The sequence below is a fragment of the Cupriavidus sp. BIS7 genome (genome assembly GCF_000292345.1).
Taxonomy (GTDB): Bacteria; Pseudomonadota; Gammaproteobacteria; order Burkholderiales; family Burkholderiaceae; genus Cupriavidus.
Genome location: NZ_ALOU01000091.1, coordinates 76,173 through 89,559 on the forward strand (window position 1 = coordinate 76,173; position 13,387 = coordinate 89,559).

The window sequence follows — 13,387 nt, forward strand, 5'->3', positions numbered from 1 at the left end:
CTGGTTTTCCATCCTGGCGGCATGCCGAATTTGCATAAAGGCAGGGCAGGCCATGTGAAAGAATTCAGTTCACACGTCCCACTCGATTTGAGATATTTGCCATGTCTGAAACTGTCGTTTTCCTGAACGGGGAACTGCTCCCCCTGTCCGAAGCCCGCGTTCCGGTGCTCGATCGTGGCTTTATCTTTGGTGACGGCATCTACGAGGTGATTCCGCTTTACAACGGCAAGCCTTTCCGAGGCGCGCAGCATCTGGCGCGCCTGCAGCGCAGCCTGGCCTCGATCGGCATCCCCAACCCCTATACGGAAGCCGAATGGCTTGCGTTGATCGATCGCGTGGTCAAGGCCAACGGCCTTGGCGACCAGATGGTCTACATGCAGGTCACGCGCGGTGTGGCCAAGCGGGCACACGCGTTCCCGAAGGACGTCACGCCCACGGTACTGATCATGACCAACCCGATGGCGCTGCCGCCGGCCGCATCGGTGGAGCAGGGCGTGGCCTGCGTGACGATGGATGACCGCCGCTGGCTCAACTGCCAGATCAAGTCGACCTCGCTGCTCGGCAACGTACTTGCCGCCCAGGTGGCCGCCGAGGCTGGCGTGACCGAGGCGATCCAGTTCCGTGACGGCTTCCTCACCGAGGCCTCGTCGTCCAATGTCTGGGTGGTGAAGCAGGGACGCATCTACGCGCCGCCGAAGGACAACCTGATCCTGGAAGGCATCCGCTACGGGCTGGTCGAGGAACTGTGCTCGGCCATGGACATCTCGTTCCAGGCGCGCCCGATTACCCGCAACGAAGTGTTCGCGGCGGACGAAGTCATCATCTCGTCGGCCAGCAAGGAGTTCCTGCCGGTGGTGACGATCGACGGCAAGACCATCGGCACGGGCCGGCCCGGGGCGGTGTTCCAGCGGCTTTATGCGGCGTATCAGGCAGCAAAGGCTGCGCTGTGACATGCTTGGTGCCCTTGCGGGGGCTGCGTGCTAGGATGGCGCGGACGAACCACCGAAAGGAGGCTGCTCATGGCCAAGCGCGAGCGCAGCCGGCATGTCATCAAGGAAGAGGTGAGCCGGCGCATTCATCAGATTGATGAGATCGCCGATGATGGCGCGCATATCCAGGTGCCCGACCCCGAACCGCACCATCGCGATACCTGGGGCCGCAACTGGGATATGGAGCGGTTCGGCAATGCGCGCGGATACGAGCAATCGATCCGCATGGTGGTCGACGAGGTACGTGACGAGTTCGATCTCGTCGACGACCCCGCAAGCAGGACGCCGAACCCGTTCGGCGACTGAGCCCCGATCAGTGAACCAGCCCCAGCCCCAGCCCCAGCCCCGACGGCTGGGGCTGCCATCCCTCCAGCGAACTGGCCGGCAGCGGCTGGGCAAACAGGAAACCCTGGCCAACGTGACATCCCTGGTCCAGCAGGAACTGGCGCTGGAAGGCGCTGGTCACGCCCTCGGCAACCACGTTAAGGTTGCGCGCGCGGCCGATGCGGATCACCGCTTCCACCAGGGTGCGCGTGGCTTCGCTGGTCTCCAGATCCACCAGAAAGCTCCGGTCCAGCTTGATCTCGTCGACCGGTAGCCGCATGAGCCGGCTCAGGCTCGAAAATCCCGTTCCAAAATCGTCGATCGACAGGCGCACACCAAGTTCGCGCAATGCCGCAATCGTCGCTTCGGCTTCGGCTTCGGGTGTCTGTTCCAGGAATACGCTTTCCGTGATCTCGATGGTCAACTCCGCAGCCGACAGCCCGTGCGTGCTCAGGGCTCGGGCAACGACGTCCGCCAAGCCGGGGTCGCGTATCGACAGCGGCGACAGGTTCACCGACACGGCCGGCACGTTGGCGCCGATCTGCCGCCAGCGCGCCTGCTGCGCACAGGCTTCGCGCACGGCCCAGTAGCCGAGCGCCACGACCAGCCCCGATTCCTCTGCCATCGGCACGAACACGGTAGGTGCAATGTCGCCGCGGCGCGGATGCCGCCAGCGCGCCAGGGCCTCCACCGACCACAGGCTGCCCGTGGGCAGATGGATCTGCGGCTGGTAGGACATATGCAACTGGTTGCCGCAGATCGCTTCGCGCAACTCACATTCCAGCGTGCGCCGGTCGCCCAGACGGCGCGCCAGCGCGGTGTCGTAGACGCACACCTGGTTGCCGTGCTCGGCCCTGCCGCGCTTCTTGGCCTGATAGGCGGCCAGGTCGGCATGGTGCAGCAACGTTTCGCGGTCGCGCGCGTGCTCGGTCAGTATGCTGATGCCGATGCTGGCCGACGGCGAAAGGCTCAGGCCGCGCCCGATGGCTACCGGAGAACCGAGCGCGAGCAGCAGTTGCTGGGCCGCGGCCGTTGCATCGTCCCGGCCATGGCCGGGCAGCAGCACCGCGAATTCATCGCCCGACAGCCTGCCTACGGTGGCGTGCTGTGCGAGATCGGCCGAGGCATGGTGCAACCGCGACGCCACTTCGATCAGGAAGCGGTCGCCGGCGCCGTGCCCCTGCGCGTCGTTCACACGCTTGAAATCGTTGAGATTGATAAACAGCATTGCCAGCGAGCTGCCATCCGCGTTGGCGCGGGCCACCGCGTCGTCGGCAAGTGACAGCAGCAACTGGCGGTTTGGCAGGCCGGTCAGCGCGTCGTAGTACGCCAGGCGGTGGATGCGTTCCTGCGCCTGGTCCCGTGCCAGCGCCAGCGCGCAGAGGTCCGCCGCAACGCCTACCAGGTTCTCGTGGAACGCGTCGGGCAGGCGTGCATCGGTGAAGCAAAGCGCAAACGTGCCGAGCACGCGCCCGTCGGCGGCGCGCACCGGCGTGGACCAGCTTGCGGCAACGCCTGCGGCAAGCGCGTGGTCGCGGAGATGCTCGCTGCGCGCATCTCTGGCGATATCGCCAATCGCCACCGGGTGGCCCAGGAAGGCCGCGGCGCCGCAGGAGCCCGACTGCAGGCCGATCTGCAAGGTGTCGAACGATGCGAGCAGGTCGGGCGTGGCCGATGGCATCGCCACGAGGCGCAGGCGGCCATCCACCACGCGCATCACGGCGGCCATCGTGCCCGGCGCCATCCGCTCCACGCGGCGGCACAGGTCAGCCATGATCTTCGCGGTTGGCAGGTCTCGCGCCAGCGCGTCGAGCGTGCGGTGCTGGATCGATTCGCGCACCTTGGTCGCGGTGATGTCGGTCAGTACCCAGACCGTGTTGACCAGCTCGCCCATGCCCGCAGGCGCCATGATCGGGCTCACGGCGACGGAAAGCCAGCGCGGCTGGCCGCCCTTGTCCGGCACCAGCGCTTCGTTATATAGGGGCCGGCCCGAGGCCAGCGGGGCCAGCAGGGACGGTATCAGTTCCGGCCGCACGTTGATCGGCATCAGCAGGTCCTGCCAGCGGCGCCCCACGGCCTGGTGCCGCGCGTAGCCGAGCAGACGCGTGAACCCGCCATTGAGATGGCAGATGACGCCGTGGGCGTCGGTGATCATGACCGGGTTCTCGGCATGGTCAAGGCACAGCGAGAGCATGCGCAGGCCAGCGGGGCTCAGCGTGGAGCCCCCGTCATCGCTGTCGTCATGGAGAAAGGCGGCAAACTGCTGCCCGGGGCCATCCCTGGCCACCAGGCTGTCCCGCACGAACGCGGTCGTATGCAGCCTGGCCTGCCGCACGGTGCCATCGGCGCGTGCGATTGCCACGCTGCGCTCGTCGCCTCCGGCGTCCGCGCGCAGGTCGCCAAGCGCCAGCAGCGAGGCACATTGGCCCAGCACGCTGGCTCGCTGCAGACCCCACAACGCCTCCGCTGCGGCGTTGAACAGGGTGACCTGGTTTTGCGCATTGACGGCGACTACGGCATCGATCGCCTGTTCCAGCGCCTGGGTACGCATGCTGTCTGATTTCTCGTTTTTGTGGGTGCTTCGTGCGCGTCCGGGCTGTCGCCCGGATTCTCCCCATCGATGCGATCGACCCGCTCGATCGGCGCACCCCGCGAGTGTACGGCCGTTCCGCTGCCGTGGCGGGCAGGGTTTGCCCGTCTTTCCTGTATCGGCGGCAACTGCGTCAACCCCACTTTAGGGGCCCCGGCGAACGAAAGGGGCGGCAAGGCCGCTCCCCGGCGGCCGACGCATGGCGCGTGACGGCGGCATTGGTGTATTCCCCAAGGCGGCCGGGCGCGGTGCGGTGTCTAGTCGACGGTGACGATGATGGAGACCCGGCGGTTCTCCGCGCGTCCCGCGGCAGTGCGGTTGTCGGCAACCGGGCGGGTCTTGCCAAAACCGCGCACGTCGAGGTGGTTGCGGTCGAATCCGCAGGCCAGCAGCACGCGGGCCACGGCCTGGGCACGGCGCAACGATAGCTGCTGGTTGTATTCCAGTGTGCCGACGGCGTCAGTGTGGCCGTCCACGCGCAGGGCGTCGATGCCGGCCGACCGCAGCGTGCGGGCCATGCGCGTCAGCGCGAGTTGCTGCTCCGCGGAGACCATGTCCTCGTCGAAGCCGAACAGCACCTTGTCCGGCACCACAAGCTCCCAGCCGCTCTCCGTCAGCGTGAAGCCCTGGTCCTTGAGCACGGCGATCTGGGCCGGCGTCAGCTTGTGGGCGGGACTTGCGCATCCGGCCAATGCCAGTGACAGCGCGGTCATGCCGGCCAGCGTAGTCAGCAGGAAAGAGCGGCGGGCGGTGCAAAAGCGCGCCATCATGACGGCCTCTCACACGTGCGGCTCCGGCGGCGCGGACTCCGCGCTGCGCCAGGTGGCACCGGAATGGCGCTTGGCGCCATACATGGCCGCGTCGGCCGCGTGAAGCAATGCCGTCCCGTTGCGGGCGTGCAGCGGATACACGGCCAGCCCGATGCTGAGCGGCGCGAGGATGTCGGTGCCATCGGGCAGGCGGACCGGCTCGGCCATCGCATCGAGGATGTGCTCGGCAATGCGGATCGCGTCTTCGGGCTGGCGCAGCGCGCTGACCAGCACGGCGAACTCGTCGCCGCCAAGGCGCGCCACGCTGTCGCCTTCGCGCAGGCAGTCGCGCAGGCGCTGGGCGATGCAGACGAGCACGGAATCGCCCGCGGCATGGCCGTATCGGTCGTTGATCCCCTTGAAGTCGTCGCTGTCGAGATAGAGGACGGCTGCATACTGGTTGCGCGCCGCCGCCGTACGCAAGGCAAGTTCCAGCGTTTCAGTGAAGGCGGCGCGGTTGAGCAAGCCTGTCAGGCCGTCATGGCTCGCGCGGTGCGCCAGCGAACGGTTCTCGTGCTGAAGCTGCTTCTGCCACGCCTCCAGTTCGTCGAGCAGCACGTTGAAGTCCTCCGACAGCGCGTTCAGTTCATTGATCCGGGCTGGCGGCATGCGCTGTCCAAACGCGCGTTCGGAACGCACGGCATGTGCCACGCGCATCAGGTTGCGCAGCGGATCGATGATGTCCTTGAGCATCCGGCTGGACATGTAGTGCGCGCCCACGGCGGTCAGAAGCAGGCAGGCGGCCAGGCCAAGCGTGCCCTGCAGCAGGAAATGCAGCAGGGCGATGGGGTCGCCGGTCACACGCACGCTGCCTACCTGCTGGGCTTCGTGATAGATCGGCTGCTCCACCGGGCCGGAGGTCAACAGTTCACCGGCCAGCCGGCGCAGCGTTGGGAACCGGGTTTGGCCAGGGTGCTGCCACGTGGTCAGGGGCTGGTGGTCGCGGTCGAACACGGCGACCCGTGTCACGTCCTCCGTTGCGGCGATCACCGCCAGCGCATCGGCTGCGGCGGCTTCGTCGCGGAACACCACCGGGGCTTCCACCGTATAGGCGATCGAGCGTGCCACCAGCCGCAGGTTGTGGTCGGCATAGGCACGCAGCGCGGTCAGTCCCAGCGCGGTCAGCGAGATGCCGACCGTGAACACGGCGATCAGCGCCACGCTCAGGTGGATGCGCTGCAGCGCGCGGAACAGCGTCGGGCGGCGCGGCGCGGCGGGAGTTGGAGGATGAAGGCGGCGGCCGGGCAGGTTCATAATGCGGGCGTCCTGCGGCGGCCGAGTTGGAGAACACCCGGGTGGACGTGAATGCCGCTGCGGGCAATGGCGTCAAGATTGATGCGGAAGGACACCTGGTTCTCGCGGATGTTCAGGCAGAACATGCTGCCTACCTCACACTCGAAATCCTGCTCGGTGATGACCAGCACCGGCTTCCCCACCAGTTCGGTCGTCAGCTTCTTGCGGAGCGCATCGGTCATTGCACCGATATAGAGCGCATCGCATTCGGGCGCGAGCGCGTCGGCCAGCGCGTCGACGGGCCGTGCTTCGACCAGCCTGCCGGTGGACAGCGGGCCGCCCTCCATCAGCTTGCCCGCATAGTGCGCGCTGGTGTCCACGCACAGGCGCAGCGTCTCGCGCTCGGCCGGCCAGCGGGCATAGCTCAGCAGGCTCATGACCACGCGGGCCACGGCTTCGGGGCGGGAAACCTGGGCGCCCGGCGCGGATGCGGCTGATGCGGCGGCTGCGCCCGAAGCAGCAGGGGTCGGTGCGGCCAGTGCCAGCGGCAGCCCGCCGGCCACTGCCAGCAATACGGCCATCGGCAGCGCCAGCGCGCGGCACAGTCGCGGAAGGAGGGGGTACGCGGTACTCGGCAATTGGGTGGGTGGCGGAATTGTCCGGCGGGAATCGCTGTCGATGGAGTTTCGGCATCCTTTGCTAAAACTGTAGCCAGTCGGCGTTGCGTCCGCATCGGGCCAAAGGCCGTAAATCGGCACGAGGACGCGGGTGACGGGGGCGCCGGCTGTCAAACTGATGTGCTAGAGTTCCCGGACACCTTTGTTCGACCGGAGGAGCGCCATGGCAACCGAATCCAGACCGCAACTGAAGGCCTTCGTGCAGACCGCGCCACAGTCCGGACGCTATGTCTGGGTGATTTCACTGGTGGACTTCAGTGCGCAGCAGATCCGGCGCACCATTGTGTCTGACGATACATTCACCACCTCCGACGCCGCGCGCGTAGCCGGCGATGCCGAACTCAAGGCGATGGCTGCCGACCACTGACACTGGGGCGCCCGGTAATTTTCCGATACCCTTTCTTACATCACATCGCGGGTGGGGTCGATAGACTTCCACTCATTGCAGTGAACTAAAAGAGAGGGTCTCCAATGAAACGTCAATTCGCAGCGCGCGCCATTGCCGGCGCGATCCTGCTGGGCTCGGCCGCCGTCCTGGCGCCGGCCGCCATGGCTCAGGCACAGGTCAGCATCAATATCGGTATCGGCACGCCGCCCCCGGCTCCCGTCTATGAAGCCGTGCCCGCGCCGCGCCCCGGCTATGTCTGGGCGCCCGGCTACTGGGACTGGGACGACCACTATCACAAGCATGCATGGAAGGGCGGTCACTGGGTCGCCGAGCGCCCTGGCTACGTCTATGAGGCACCGCGCTGGGTCCGCGCCAGCAATGGCTGGGTGCTGCAGCCCGAGCGCTGGGGCCGTGGGCCCGACCGTGGGGATTACGACGGCGATCATGACCATGGACATGGCCATGGCGAGTATCACTGCCCGCCGGGACACGCCAAGAAGGGCGAATGCTGAAGCTTTGACCGGCAGCATCGCGCGGCACGGTGACAGGCACGCGTGAGGCCATGCTAGGATTCCCGGGCTCGGAAATTTCCCGGAGACTCAGACATGGCCAAGCAGGTTTTCTCGCGTGCGCAGTATCTCGACATCCTCAACGACAGCCTGCGCCGCCATCCCGGATACCAACCGGGCATGGCGTTTGTATTCCTGCCGCCGGGCGCGAGCGCCAGCCAGGCATCGGGCGTGGGCTGCACCGGCCCGATGGAGGCGATGCCGATTTACTGCGAGATCGAACGCGTGGCCTCTGGGCTGATCTCCGTCACGCCTGAGTAGGCTGGAATAGCCCGGAACAGCCCGGAACAGCCCGGAGCAGGCCGGAACAGGCTGGAGCACAAATGCAAACAGGCACCCCTTGGGGTGCCTGTTTGTCGTTCCGGCTTACTCTCCGTCTTCCTCGTCGTCGAGGAACTCGCGGCGCAGCATCCAGTTGGCGATGGCTTCATCGCAGACCTTCTTGAGCTTGGCCTTGTCGGGAAGCTTGTCGAAAAGCTGGAAGTTCACCAGCGCCATCCCTGCATCGGTGATGTAGAACAGGCGGTCTGGCTCGTCATAGTGGACGACGCGGCCGTCGATACCCGATTCCTCGCTGTCGGCTGGCATGTCTTCGAGTTCGACCACGCGGCACGTGAAGCGCGGGCTGCGCGTGTGGGTCAGATACTCGAATTCGTCGTGCGTGACGTCGCCGCCCTTGCTGGCGACAACGGCGAAGCCCCAGATGAACCGGGGCATCGGCAGATCGGACAGATCGTCAAGCTCGTCAAGCTCGTCCATGGTGTTCTCCCTGATGCAATAGCCCGCATTATCCACCAAGTCCTACACCATGGCCGCACGTATTGCCAATCACTGGAGCATATAGCCGCTGGCCAGTGTGCCGAAGTCCTCAAGTTCGCGGGCCTGCCACGCGGAATCGAGGGCGAGTTCCTCGGCCAGGATGGCCGCCACGCGTGGGGCGCCGTCCAGCGCGGCCCGGGCGTCCAGGAACAGCGCACGGTTGCGGCGGGCCAGTACGTCCTCCACGCGCCGTGCCAGTTCATAGCGCGCGGCGAAGCGCACGTGCGCCTCGGTCAGTCCGGAGGCCGGGACGATCAGGTTGTCGGCCCCGGGCAGCGTCTGCACCAGCGGCAGGTCCGAGCCGTAATAGCGGTCAGGCGATCCGGCATTGGCCGGCGGCATGCCTGCGGGTATGCCGGCCGCGCCGTGCAGTGGCAAATCGGCGGTCTGGCACGGCGCGGCGCGCAGCAACTGCCGCTCGATCGCGGTTTCGATCACGTCCTCGGCCATCTTTCGATACGTGGTCCATTTGCCGCCGGTAACCGTGATCAGGCCTGCCTTCGACACCAGGATCGTGTGCTCGCGTGACAGCGAGGCGGTGGACGCCTCCCCGGTGGCCTTTACCAGCGGCCGCAGGCCGGCCCAGACGCTGGTGACGTCGGCGCGCGACGGATCGCGCGCCAGGTAGCGCGCGGCCGTTTCCAGGATGAAATCGACATCGTCGTTCGCGGCGCGCGGCTCCAGCGGCAGGTCCTGGCGCGGGGTGTCCGTGGTGCCGACGATCGTATGCCCGTTCCAGGGCACCAGGAACAGCACCCGGCCATCGTCGGTCTTCGGGATCAGGATCGCGCGATCGCCGGGCAGGAAGCTGCGCGGAATCGTCAGGTGAACGCCCTGGCTCGGGGCCACCATCCTGCGCGCCTGGCCGTCTTCCATCTGCCGCACGGCATCCACCCATACACCTGTGGCGTTGATCACGCAATCCGCGCGCAGGTGGAAGGTGCCTTCGCCAAATACATCCTGCGCAGTCACGCCAGTGATGACGCCGTTGGACTGCGCAAGGCCGGTCACGCGCATGTAGTTGATCGCGGTGCCGCCCACATCGAACAGCGTGCGCATCAGCGCCATGGCCAGGCGCGCATCATCGAACTGGCCGTCGAAATACAGGTTGCCGCCGCGCAGCGGGCGGCCGCCCACGTGTTCGGCCAGGGTAGGGGCAGCCTCCAGCGTTTCGCGGTGGCTGAGCCAGCGGCTGCCGGACAGGTTCAGGCCGCCCGCCAGCATGTCATAGACCTTGAGGCCGATGCCGTAGAACGGCTGGTCGAACATCTGGTAGGCCGGCACGACGAAGCCAAGTGGCCAGACCACGTGCGGCGCATTTCGGGCCAGCAGGCCGCGTTCGTGCAGCGCCTCGCGCACGAGGCTGATGTTGCCCTGCGCGAGATAGCGGACGCCGCCGTGCACGAGCTTGGTGGCCTTGCTCGACGTGCCCTTGGCGAAGTCGGCCGCTTCGAGCAGCAGCGTGCGATAGCCGCGCGAAGCGGCGTCAACGGCGGTGCCCAGGCCGGTGGCGCCACCGCCGATGACGATCACGTCCCAGCGGGACTCGCGCGACAGCGTCTGAAGCAGGGCAGCGCGGGAGGGCGGGTCGACTGGTGTTACTGAGGTTTGCATAGGGGTCTGAATCCGGTTCAGTGCGCAGTGCCGTCGTCTTCGCGCGCCCAGTCGCGTGCACGATCGACGGCGCGGTGCCAGCGTGCGATTCGGTGATTGCGTTCGTCGGCGGAGAGCTTCGGCTCGAAGCGCTGTTCCACCTGCCACTGGTGCGTGATCTCCTCGGGATCAGTCCAGTAACCGGTGGCCAGCCCGGCCAGGTACGCCGCGCCAAGCGCGGTGGTTTCGGTCACGCGTGGACGTACCACGGCGGTGCCGAGCAGATCGGCCTGCATCTGCATCAGCAGATCGCTGCGCGAGGCCCCGCCATCGACGCGGAGTTCCGCCAGCGAGATGCCGGCGTCCTTTTGCATGGCGTCTAGCACGTCCACGCTCTGCAGTGCGATTGATTCGAGCGCCGCCCGCGCAATGTGGGGGCCGCCGGTACCGCGTGTGATGCCAACCAGCGTGCCGCGCGCGAACGGGTCCCAGTGCGGGGCGCCGAGCCCGGCGAACGCTGGCACCAGCACCACGCCGCCGGTGTCGTTGCATTGTCGCGCGAGCGGTTCCACTTCGGGGGCGCTGTGGATCAGCTTGAGGCCGTCTCGCAGCCACTGGATCGTTGCGCCGCCCATGAACACGCCGCCTTCCAGGCAGTACTGGGTGCTGTGGCCGATCTGCCAGCCGATTGTCGTAATCAGCCGGTTTTGCGACGTCACGGGTTTGTCGCCTGTGTTCATCAGGATGAAGCAGCCGGTGCCATAGGTATTCTTGGCCATGCCCGGCTGCAGGCAGGCTTGCCCGAAGGTTGCGGCCTGCTGGTCGCCGGCGATGCCCGCAATCGGGATCTCCACGCCGAACAGCCGTGGCGAGGTACGCGCGACCTCGCCACTGGACGGCGCCACCTCCGGCAGAAGGCTGCGCGGAATATCGAGCAGGCCCAGCAGTTCGTCGTCCCAGCGGAAATCGTGGATATTGAACAGCATCGTGCGCGAAGCGTTGGACACATCGGTGACGTGCCGTGCGCCGTCGGTCAGTTGCCAGATCAGCCAGCTATCGACGGTGCCGAAGGCCAGTTCGCCGCGTTCGGCGCGTTCGCGCGCGCCTTCGTAGTTGTCCAGCATCCAGCGCAGCTTGGTGCCGGAGAAATAGGCGTCGATGATCAGCCCGGTCTTGCGCTGGAACAGGGCGCTGTGGCCCGCGGCCTGCAGCGCTTCGCACATCGGCGCGGTGCGGCGGTCCTGCCAGACCAGCGCGCGGCCCACGGGTTCGCCGGTCTTGCGATCCCACAGCACCGTGGTTTCACGCTGGTTTGTGATGCCGATCGCGGCAAGCTGCGTGCCGCTCACGCCTGCATCGCCGAGTACTTCGTGGGCAACGGCCAGTTGGGACTGCCAGATCTCGTAGGGATCGTGCTCGACGTGGCCGGGATGCGGATAATATTGCCGGAACTCGCGCTGGGCGATCCGCACGACATTGCCGGCATGATCGAACAGGATGGCGCGCGAACTGCTGGTGCCCTGGTCCAGGGCCAGCACGTACTGCGGGTGGTGAGACGTCGTGGATGTCATGCGATCCATCCGGATTTGTTGATTTGAATAGTCATGGCCGAAACAAATTCCCTTCCTGCCGATACTGTTAGCGTAGTCACTGCCGGCGTTGCCGCGCGCAGCCCGTTCGATCCCGCCGCGCATGTGCGGCTGCTGGTCGACGGCATGCAGGTAGGCTGGCTGCCACGCAGGCACGCGGCCATCCTTGCCGGCTTCGACGACGTGCTGGGCCCGTTGGATGGGCAGGGCGGCATCACGCTGCTGCCCGGTTGCGCGTCTGCCGCGGCGCGCAACGTGGCGCTGGCTGCGCTGGCGCGGCAACTGGCCGATGCCGGACACGTGCGTGGCTGGCGCAACGAGCTGTTCGCGGTCACCCCGGCCCTGGAGGCCGAGCCATTTGCGGTGATCGAACGTGCGGCGGCGCGCTTCCTGGGGCTGCTGACGTTTGCCTCGCACATGAACGGCATCGTGGCAGGCCAGCAGGCGTTGTGGATCTCGCGGCGCAGCCCGCACAAGGCAGTCGACCCCGGTATGTGGGACAACCTTGTCGCCGGCGGCATGCCTGCCGGCAGTGATCCGCTGGAAACGCTGGTACGCGAATGCGATGAGGAATCGGGCATTCCGCCTGAACTGGCCAGCCAGGCCGAGGCCCACGGAGTGATCGATGTGCTACGTGAAATTCCCGAAGGCGTGCAGTGGGAGCGTGTGTACGTGTATGACCTGATGCTGCCGCCCGACTTCGTCCCGCATAACCGCGACGGTGAAGTGGCTGAGCATCGACATATCGGCCCGGAGGCATTGCTTGCTATCATGGCGGATTGCGCCATGACCGTGGATGCCACGCTGGTGACGCTGGATGCCCTCCGCCGGCGCGGCTGGGCCAGTGTCCAGCCCTGAAATCCGCGCATCACGGTCCCGGCTCGCTCAATCCCGATTTGCTTACGATGAGTTCCACCGGATTTATCCTCACGCTTTCCTGCCCGGACCAGCCGGGCATCGTGCATGCCGTTTCCGGCCTGCTGTTCCAGAACGGCTGCAATATCGTCGATTCCGACCAGTACGGTGACGCGTTCACCGGCCGCTTCTTCATGCGCGTGCACTTCAGCGCCGCCCCGAATGGTCTGGGCCTGGCCGAACTGCGTGCCGCGTTTGCGCCGGTGGGCGATCAGTTCGGCATGCAGTGGGATGTGTTCGACGCCACCGTGAAGCCGCGCGTGATGATCATGGTGTCCAAGATCGGCCACTGCCTGAACGATCTGCTGTTCCGTGCCAAGGTGGGCGGCCTGCCGGTGGAGATCGCGGCAATCGTGTCGAACCATCGCGACTTCTACCAGCTCGCCGCGTCGTACGATGTGCCGTTCTTCCACCTGCCGCTGATGGCCGCCACGGCCGAGCAGAAGGCCGCGCAGGAAGCGCGTGTTTTCGAAGTGGTGCGCGACCAGAACATCGACCTCGTCGTGCTGGCTCGCTACATGCAGGTGCTGTCCGACGACCTGTGCCGGAAGCTTGAAGGCCGCGCGATCAACATCCACCACTCGTTCCTGCCGAGCTTCAAGGGTGCGAAGCCGTACTACCAGGCCCATGATCGCGGCGTGAAGCTGATCGGCGCGACGGCCCACTACGTGACCGCCGACCTCGACGAAGGCCCGATCATCGAGCAGGAGATCGAGCGCGTGGACCACAGCATGGACCCGGAGCAACTGACCGCCGTCGGCCGCGACGTCGAATGCATGGCGCTGGCTCGCGCCGTCAAGTGGCATGCGGAACACCGGATTCTGCTGAACGGCCACAAGACGGTGGTCTTCAAGTAAGCACTGAAAACCGCAATGGTTTTCTCCCCTCTCCC

General features: G+C 66.4%; 14 protein-coding genes. 7 read left to right on the forward strand and 7 right to left on the reverse strand.

All coding sequences use genetic code 11. The features are described from left to right. Positions 1–101 precede the first annotated feature (101 nt). Positions 102–950 (forward strand): D-amino acid aminotransferase, encoded by an 849-nt coding sequence (locus B552_RS0125280; protein ID WP_019451851.1) that lies wholly within the window; start codon positions 102–104, stop codon positions 948–950. A gap of 69 nt (positions 951–1,019) precedes the next feature. Further along, entirely contained in the window at positions 1,020–1,295 is a 276-nt protein-coding gene (locus B552_RS0125285) for a hypothetical protein (protein ID WP_019451852.1), read from the forward strand. Positions 1,296–1,302: 7 nt separating this feature from the next. Here the strand turns inward: B552_RS0125285 and B552_RS27925 are convergent, their stop codons facing one another. The 4 genes from B552_RS27925 to B552_RS0125305 all read right to left on the reverse strand — a co-directional run bounded on the left by B552_RS27925 (position 1,303) and on the right by B552_RS0125305 (position 6,526). Continuing rightward, the gene (locus B552_RS27925; protein ID WP_019451853.1) at positions 1,303–3,864 is read right to left on the reverse strand and encodes an EAL domain-containing protein; all 2,562 of its coding nucleotides are present in this window, start codon (positions 3,862–3,864) and stop codon (positions 1,303–1,305) included. Between the two features lie 296 nt (positions 3,865–4,160). Further along, positions 4,161–4,670 (reverse strand): OmpA family protein, encoded by a 510-nt coding sequence (locus B552_RS0125295; RefSeq protein WP_035880331.1) that lies wholly within the window; start codon positions 4,668–4,670, stop codon positions 4,161–4,163. Positions 4,671–4,682: 12 nt separating this feature from the next. After that, positions 4,683–5,966, reverse strand: coding sequence for a diguanylate cyclase (locus B552_RS0125300; protein ID WP_019451855.1), 1,284 nt, complete (start codon positions 5,964–5,966; stop codon positions 4,683–4,685). Next, positions 5,963–6,526 carry a YfiR family protein gene (locus tag B552_RS0125305; protein WP_019451856.1) on the reverse strand — a complete coding sequence of 188 codons (564 nt, stop codon included), beginning with the start codon at positions 6,524–6,526 and terminating at the stop codon, positions 5,963–5,965. The genes B552_RS0125300 and B552_RS0125305 overlap by 4 nt, the downstream gene beginning before the upstream one ends. A gap of 259 nt (positions 6,527–6,785) precedes the next feature. Here B552_RS0125305 and B552_RS0125310 point away from each other — a divergent pair, with 259 nt between their 5' ends. The 3 genes from B552_RS0125310 to B552_RS0125320 all read left to right on the forward strand — a co-directional run bounded on the left by B552_RS0125310 (position 6,786) and on the right by B552_RS0125320 (position 7,840). Then, positions 6,786–6,989, forward strand: coding sequence for a hypothetical protein (locus tag B552_RS0125310; protein WP_019451857.1), 204 nt, complete (start codon positions 6,786–6,788; stop codon positions 6,987–6,989). Positions 6,990–7,093: 104 nt separating this feature from the next. Further along, positions 7,094–7,522, forward strand: a complete 429-nt coding sequence (locus B552_RS0125315) for a YXWGXW repeat-containing protein (RefSeq protein ID WP_019451858.1) — start codon at positions 7,094–7,096, stop codon at positions 7,520–7,522. A gap of 93 nt (positions 7,523–7,615) precedes the next feature. Continuing rightward, on the forward strand, positions 7,616–7,840 hold the full coding sequence (locus tag B552_RS0125320) for a hypothetical protein (protein ID WP_019451859.1): 225 nt from the start codon (positions 7,616–7,618) through the stop codon (positions 7,838–7,840). Between the two features lie 105 nt (positions 7,841–7,945). Here the strand turns inward: B552_RS0125320 and B552_RS0125325 are convergent, their stop codons facing one another. From B552_RS0125325 to glpK, 3 genes are all read right to left on the reverse strand, one after another. Further along, positions 7,946–8,338 carry a hypothetical protein gene (locus tag B552_RS0125325; RefSeq protein ID WP_019451860.1) on the reverse strand — a complete coding sequence of 131 codons (393 nt, stop codon included), beginning with the start codon at positions 8,336–8,338 and terminating at the stop codon, positions 7,946–7,948. Between the two features lie 69 nt (positions 8,339–8,407). Continuing rightward, on the reverse strand, positions 8,408–10,012 hold the full coding sequence (locus B552_RS0125330; protein WP_019451861.1) for a glycerol-3-phosphate dehydrogenase/oxidase: 1,605 nt from the start codon (positions 10,010–10,012) through the stop codon (positions 8,408–8,410). Between the two features lie 17 nt (positions 10,013–10,029). Then, positions 10,030–11,562 carry a glycerol kinase GlpK gene (glpK, locus tag B552_RS0125335; RefSeq protein ID WP_157160345.1) on the reverse strand — a complete coding sequence of 511 codons (1,533 nt, stop codon included), beginning with the start codon at positions 11,560–11,562 and terminating at the stop codon, positions 10,030–10,032. 33 nt (positions 11,563–11,595) lie between these two features. On the opposite strand from glpK, the gene B552_RS0125340 reads away from it, so the two are divergent. Further along, on the forward strand, positions 11,596–12,438 hold the full coding sequence (locus B552_RS0125340) for an NUDIX hydrolase family protein (RefSeq protein ID WP_019451863.1): 843 nt from the start codon (positions 11,596–11,598) through the stop codon (positions 12,436–12,438). A gap of 47 nt (positions 12,439–12,485) precedes the next feature. Then, a complete protein-coding gene (gene purU, locus B552_RS0125345) occupies positions 12,486–13,352 on the forward strand; it encodes a formyltetrahydrofolate deformylase (protein ID WP_019451864.1) in 867 nt (288 codons plus the stop codon). Positions 13,353–13,387: the final 35 nt, after the last annotated feature.

Excerpts from the sequence above, each read along its gene's own strand:
- purU (WP_019451864.1), top strand. The coding sequence starts at position 12,486 with ATGAGTTCCACCGGATTTATCCTCACGCTTTCCTGCCCGGACCAGCCG.
- glpK (WP_157160345.1), bottom strand. The coding sequence starts at position 11,562 with ATGACATCCACGACGTCTCACCACCCGCAGTACGTGCTGGCCCTGGAC.
- B552_RS0125330 (WP_019451861.1), bottom strand. The coding sequence starts at position 10,012 with ATGCAAACCTCAGTAACACCAGTCGACCCGCCCTCCCGCGCTGCCCTG.
- B552_RS0125305 (WP_019451856.1), bottom strand. The coding sequence starts at position 6,526 with ATGGCCGTATTGCTGGCAGTGGCCGGCGGGCTGCCGCTGGCACTGGCC.
- B552_RS0125295 (WP_035880331.1), bottom strand. The coding sequence starts at position 4,670 with ATGGCGCGCTTTTGCACCGCCCGCCGCTCTTTCCTGCTGACTACGCTG.
- B552_RS0125300 (WP_019451855.1), bottom strand. The coding sequence starts at position 5,966 with ATGAACCTGCCCGGCCGCCGCCTTCATCCTCCAACTCCCGCCGCGCCG.
- B552_RS0125285 (WP_019451852.1), top strand. The coding sequence starts at position 1,020 with ATGGCCAAGCGCGAGCGCAGCCGGCATGTCATCAAGGAAGAGGTGAGC.
- B552_RS0125340 (WP_019451863.1), top strand. The coding sequence starts at position 11,596 with ATGGCCGAAACAAATTCCCTTCCTGCCGATACTGTTAGCGTAGTCACT.
- B552_RS0125325 (WP_019451860.1), bottom strand. The coding sequence starts at position 8,338 with ATGGACGAGCTTGACGAGCTTGACGATCTGTCCGATCTGCCGATGCCC.
- B552_RS0125310 (WP_019451857.1), top strand. The coding sequence starts at position 6,786 with ATGGCAACCGAATCCAGACCGCAACTGAAGGCCTTCGTGCAGACCGCG.
- B552_RS27925 (WP_019451853.1), bottom strand. The coding sequence starts at position 3,864 with ATGCGTACCCAGGCGCTGGAACAGGCGATCGATGCCGTAGTCGCCGTC.
- B552_RS0125315 (WP_019451858.1), top strand. The coding sequence starts at position 7,094 with ATGAAACGTCAATTCGCAGCGCGCGCCATTGCCGGCGCGATCCTGCTG.
- B552_RS0125280 (WP_019451851.1), top strand. The coding sequence starts at position 102 with ATGTCTGAAACTGTCGTTTTCCTGAACGGGGAACTGCTCCCCCTGTCC.
- B552_RS0125320 (WP_019451859.1), top strand. The coding sequence starts at position 7,616 with ATGGCCAAGCAGGTTTTCTCGCGTGCGCAGTATCTCGACATCCTCAAC.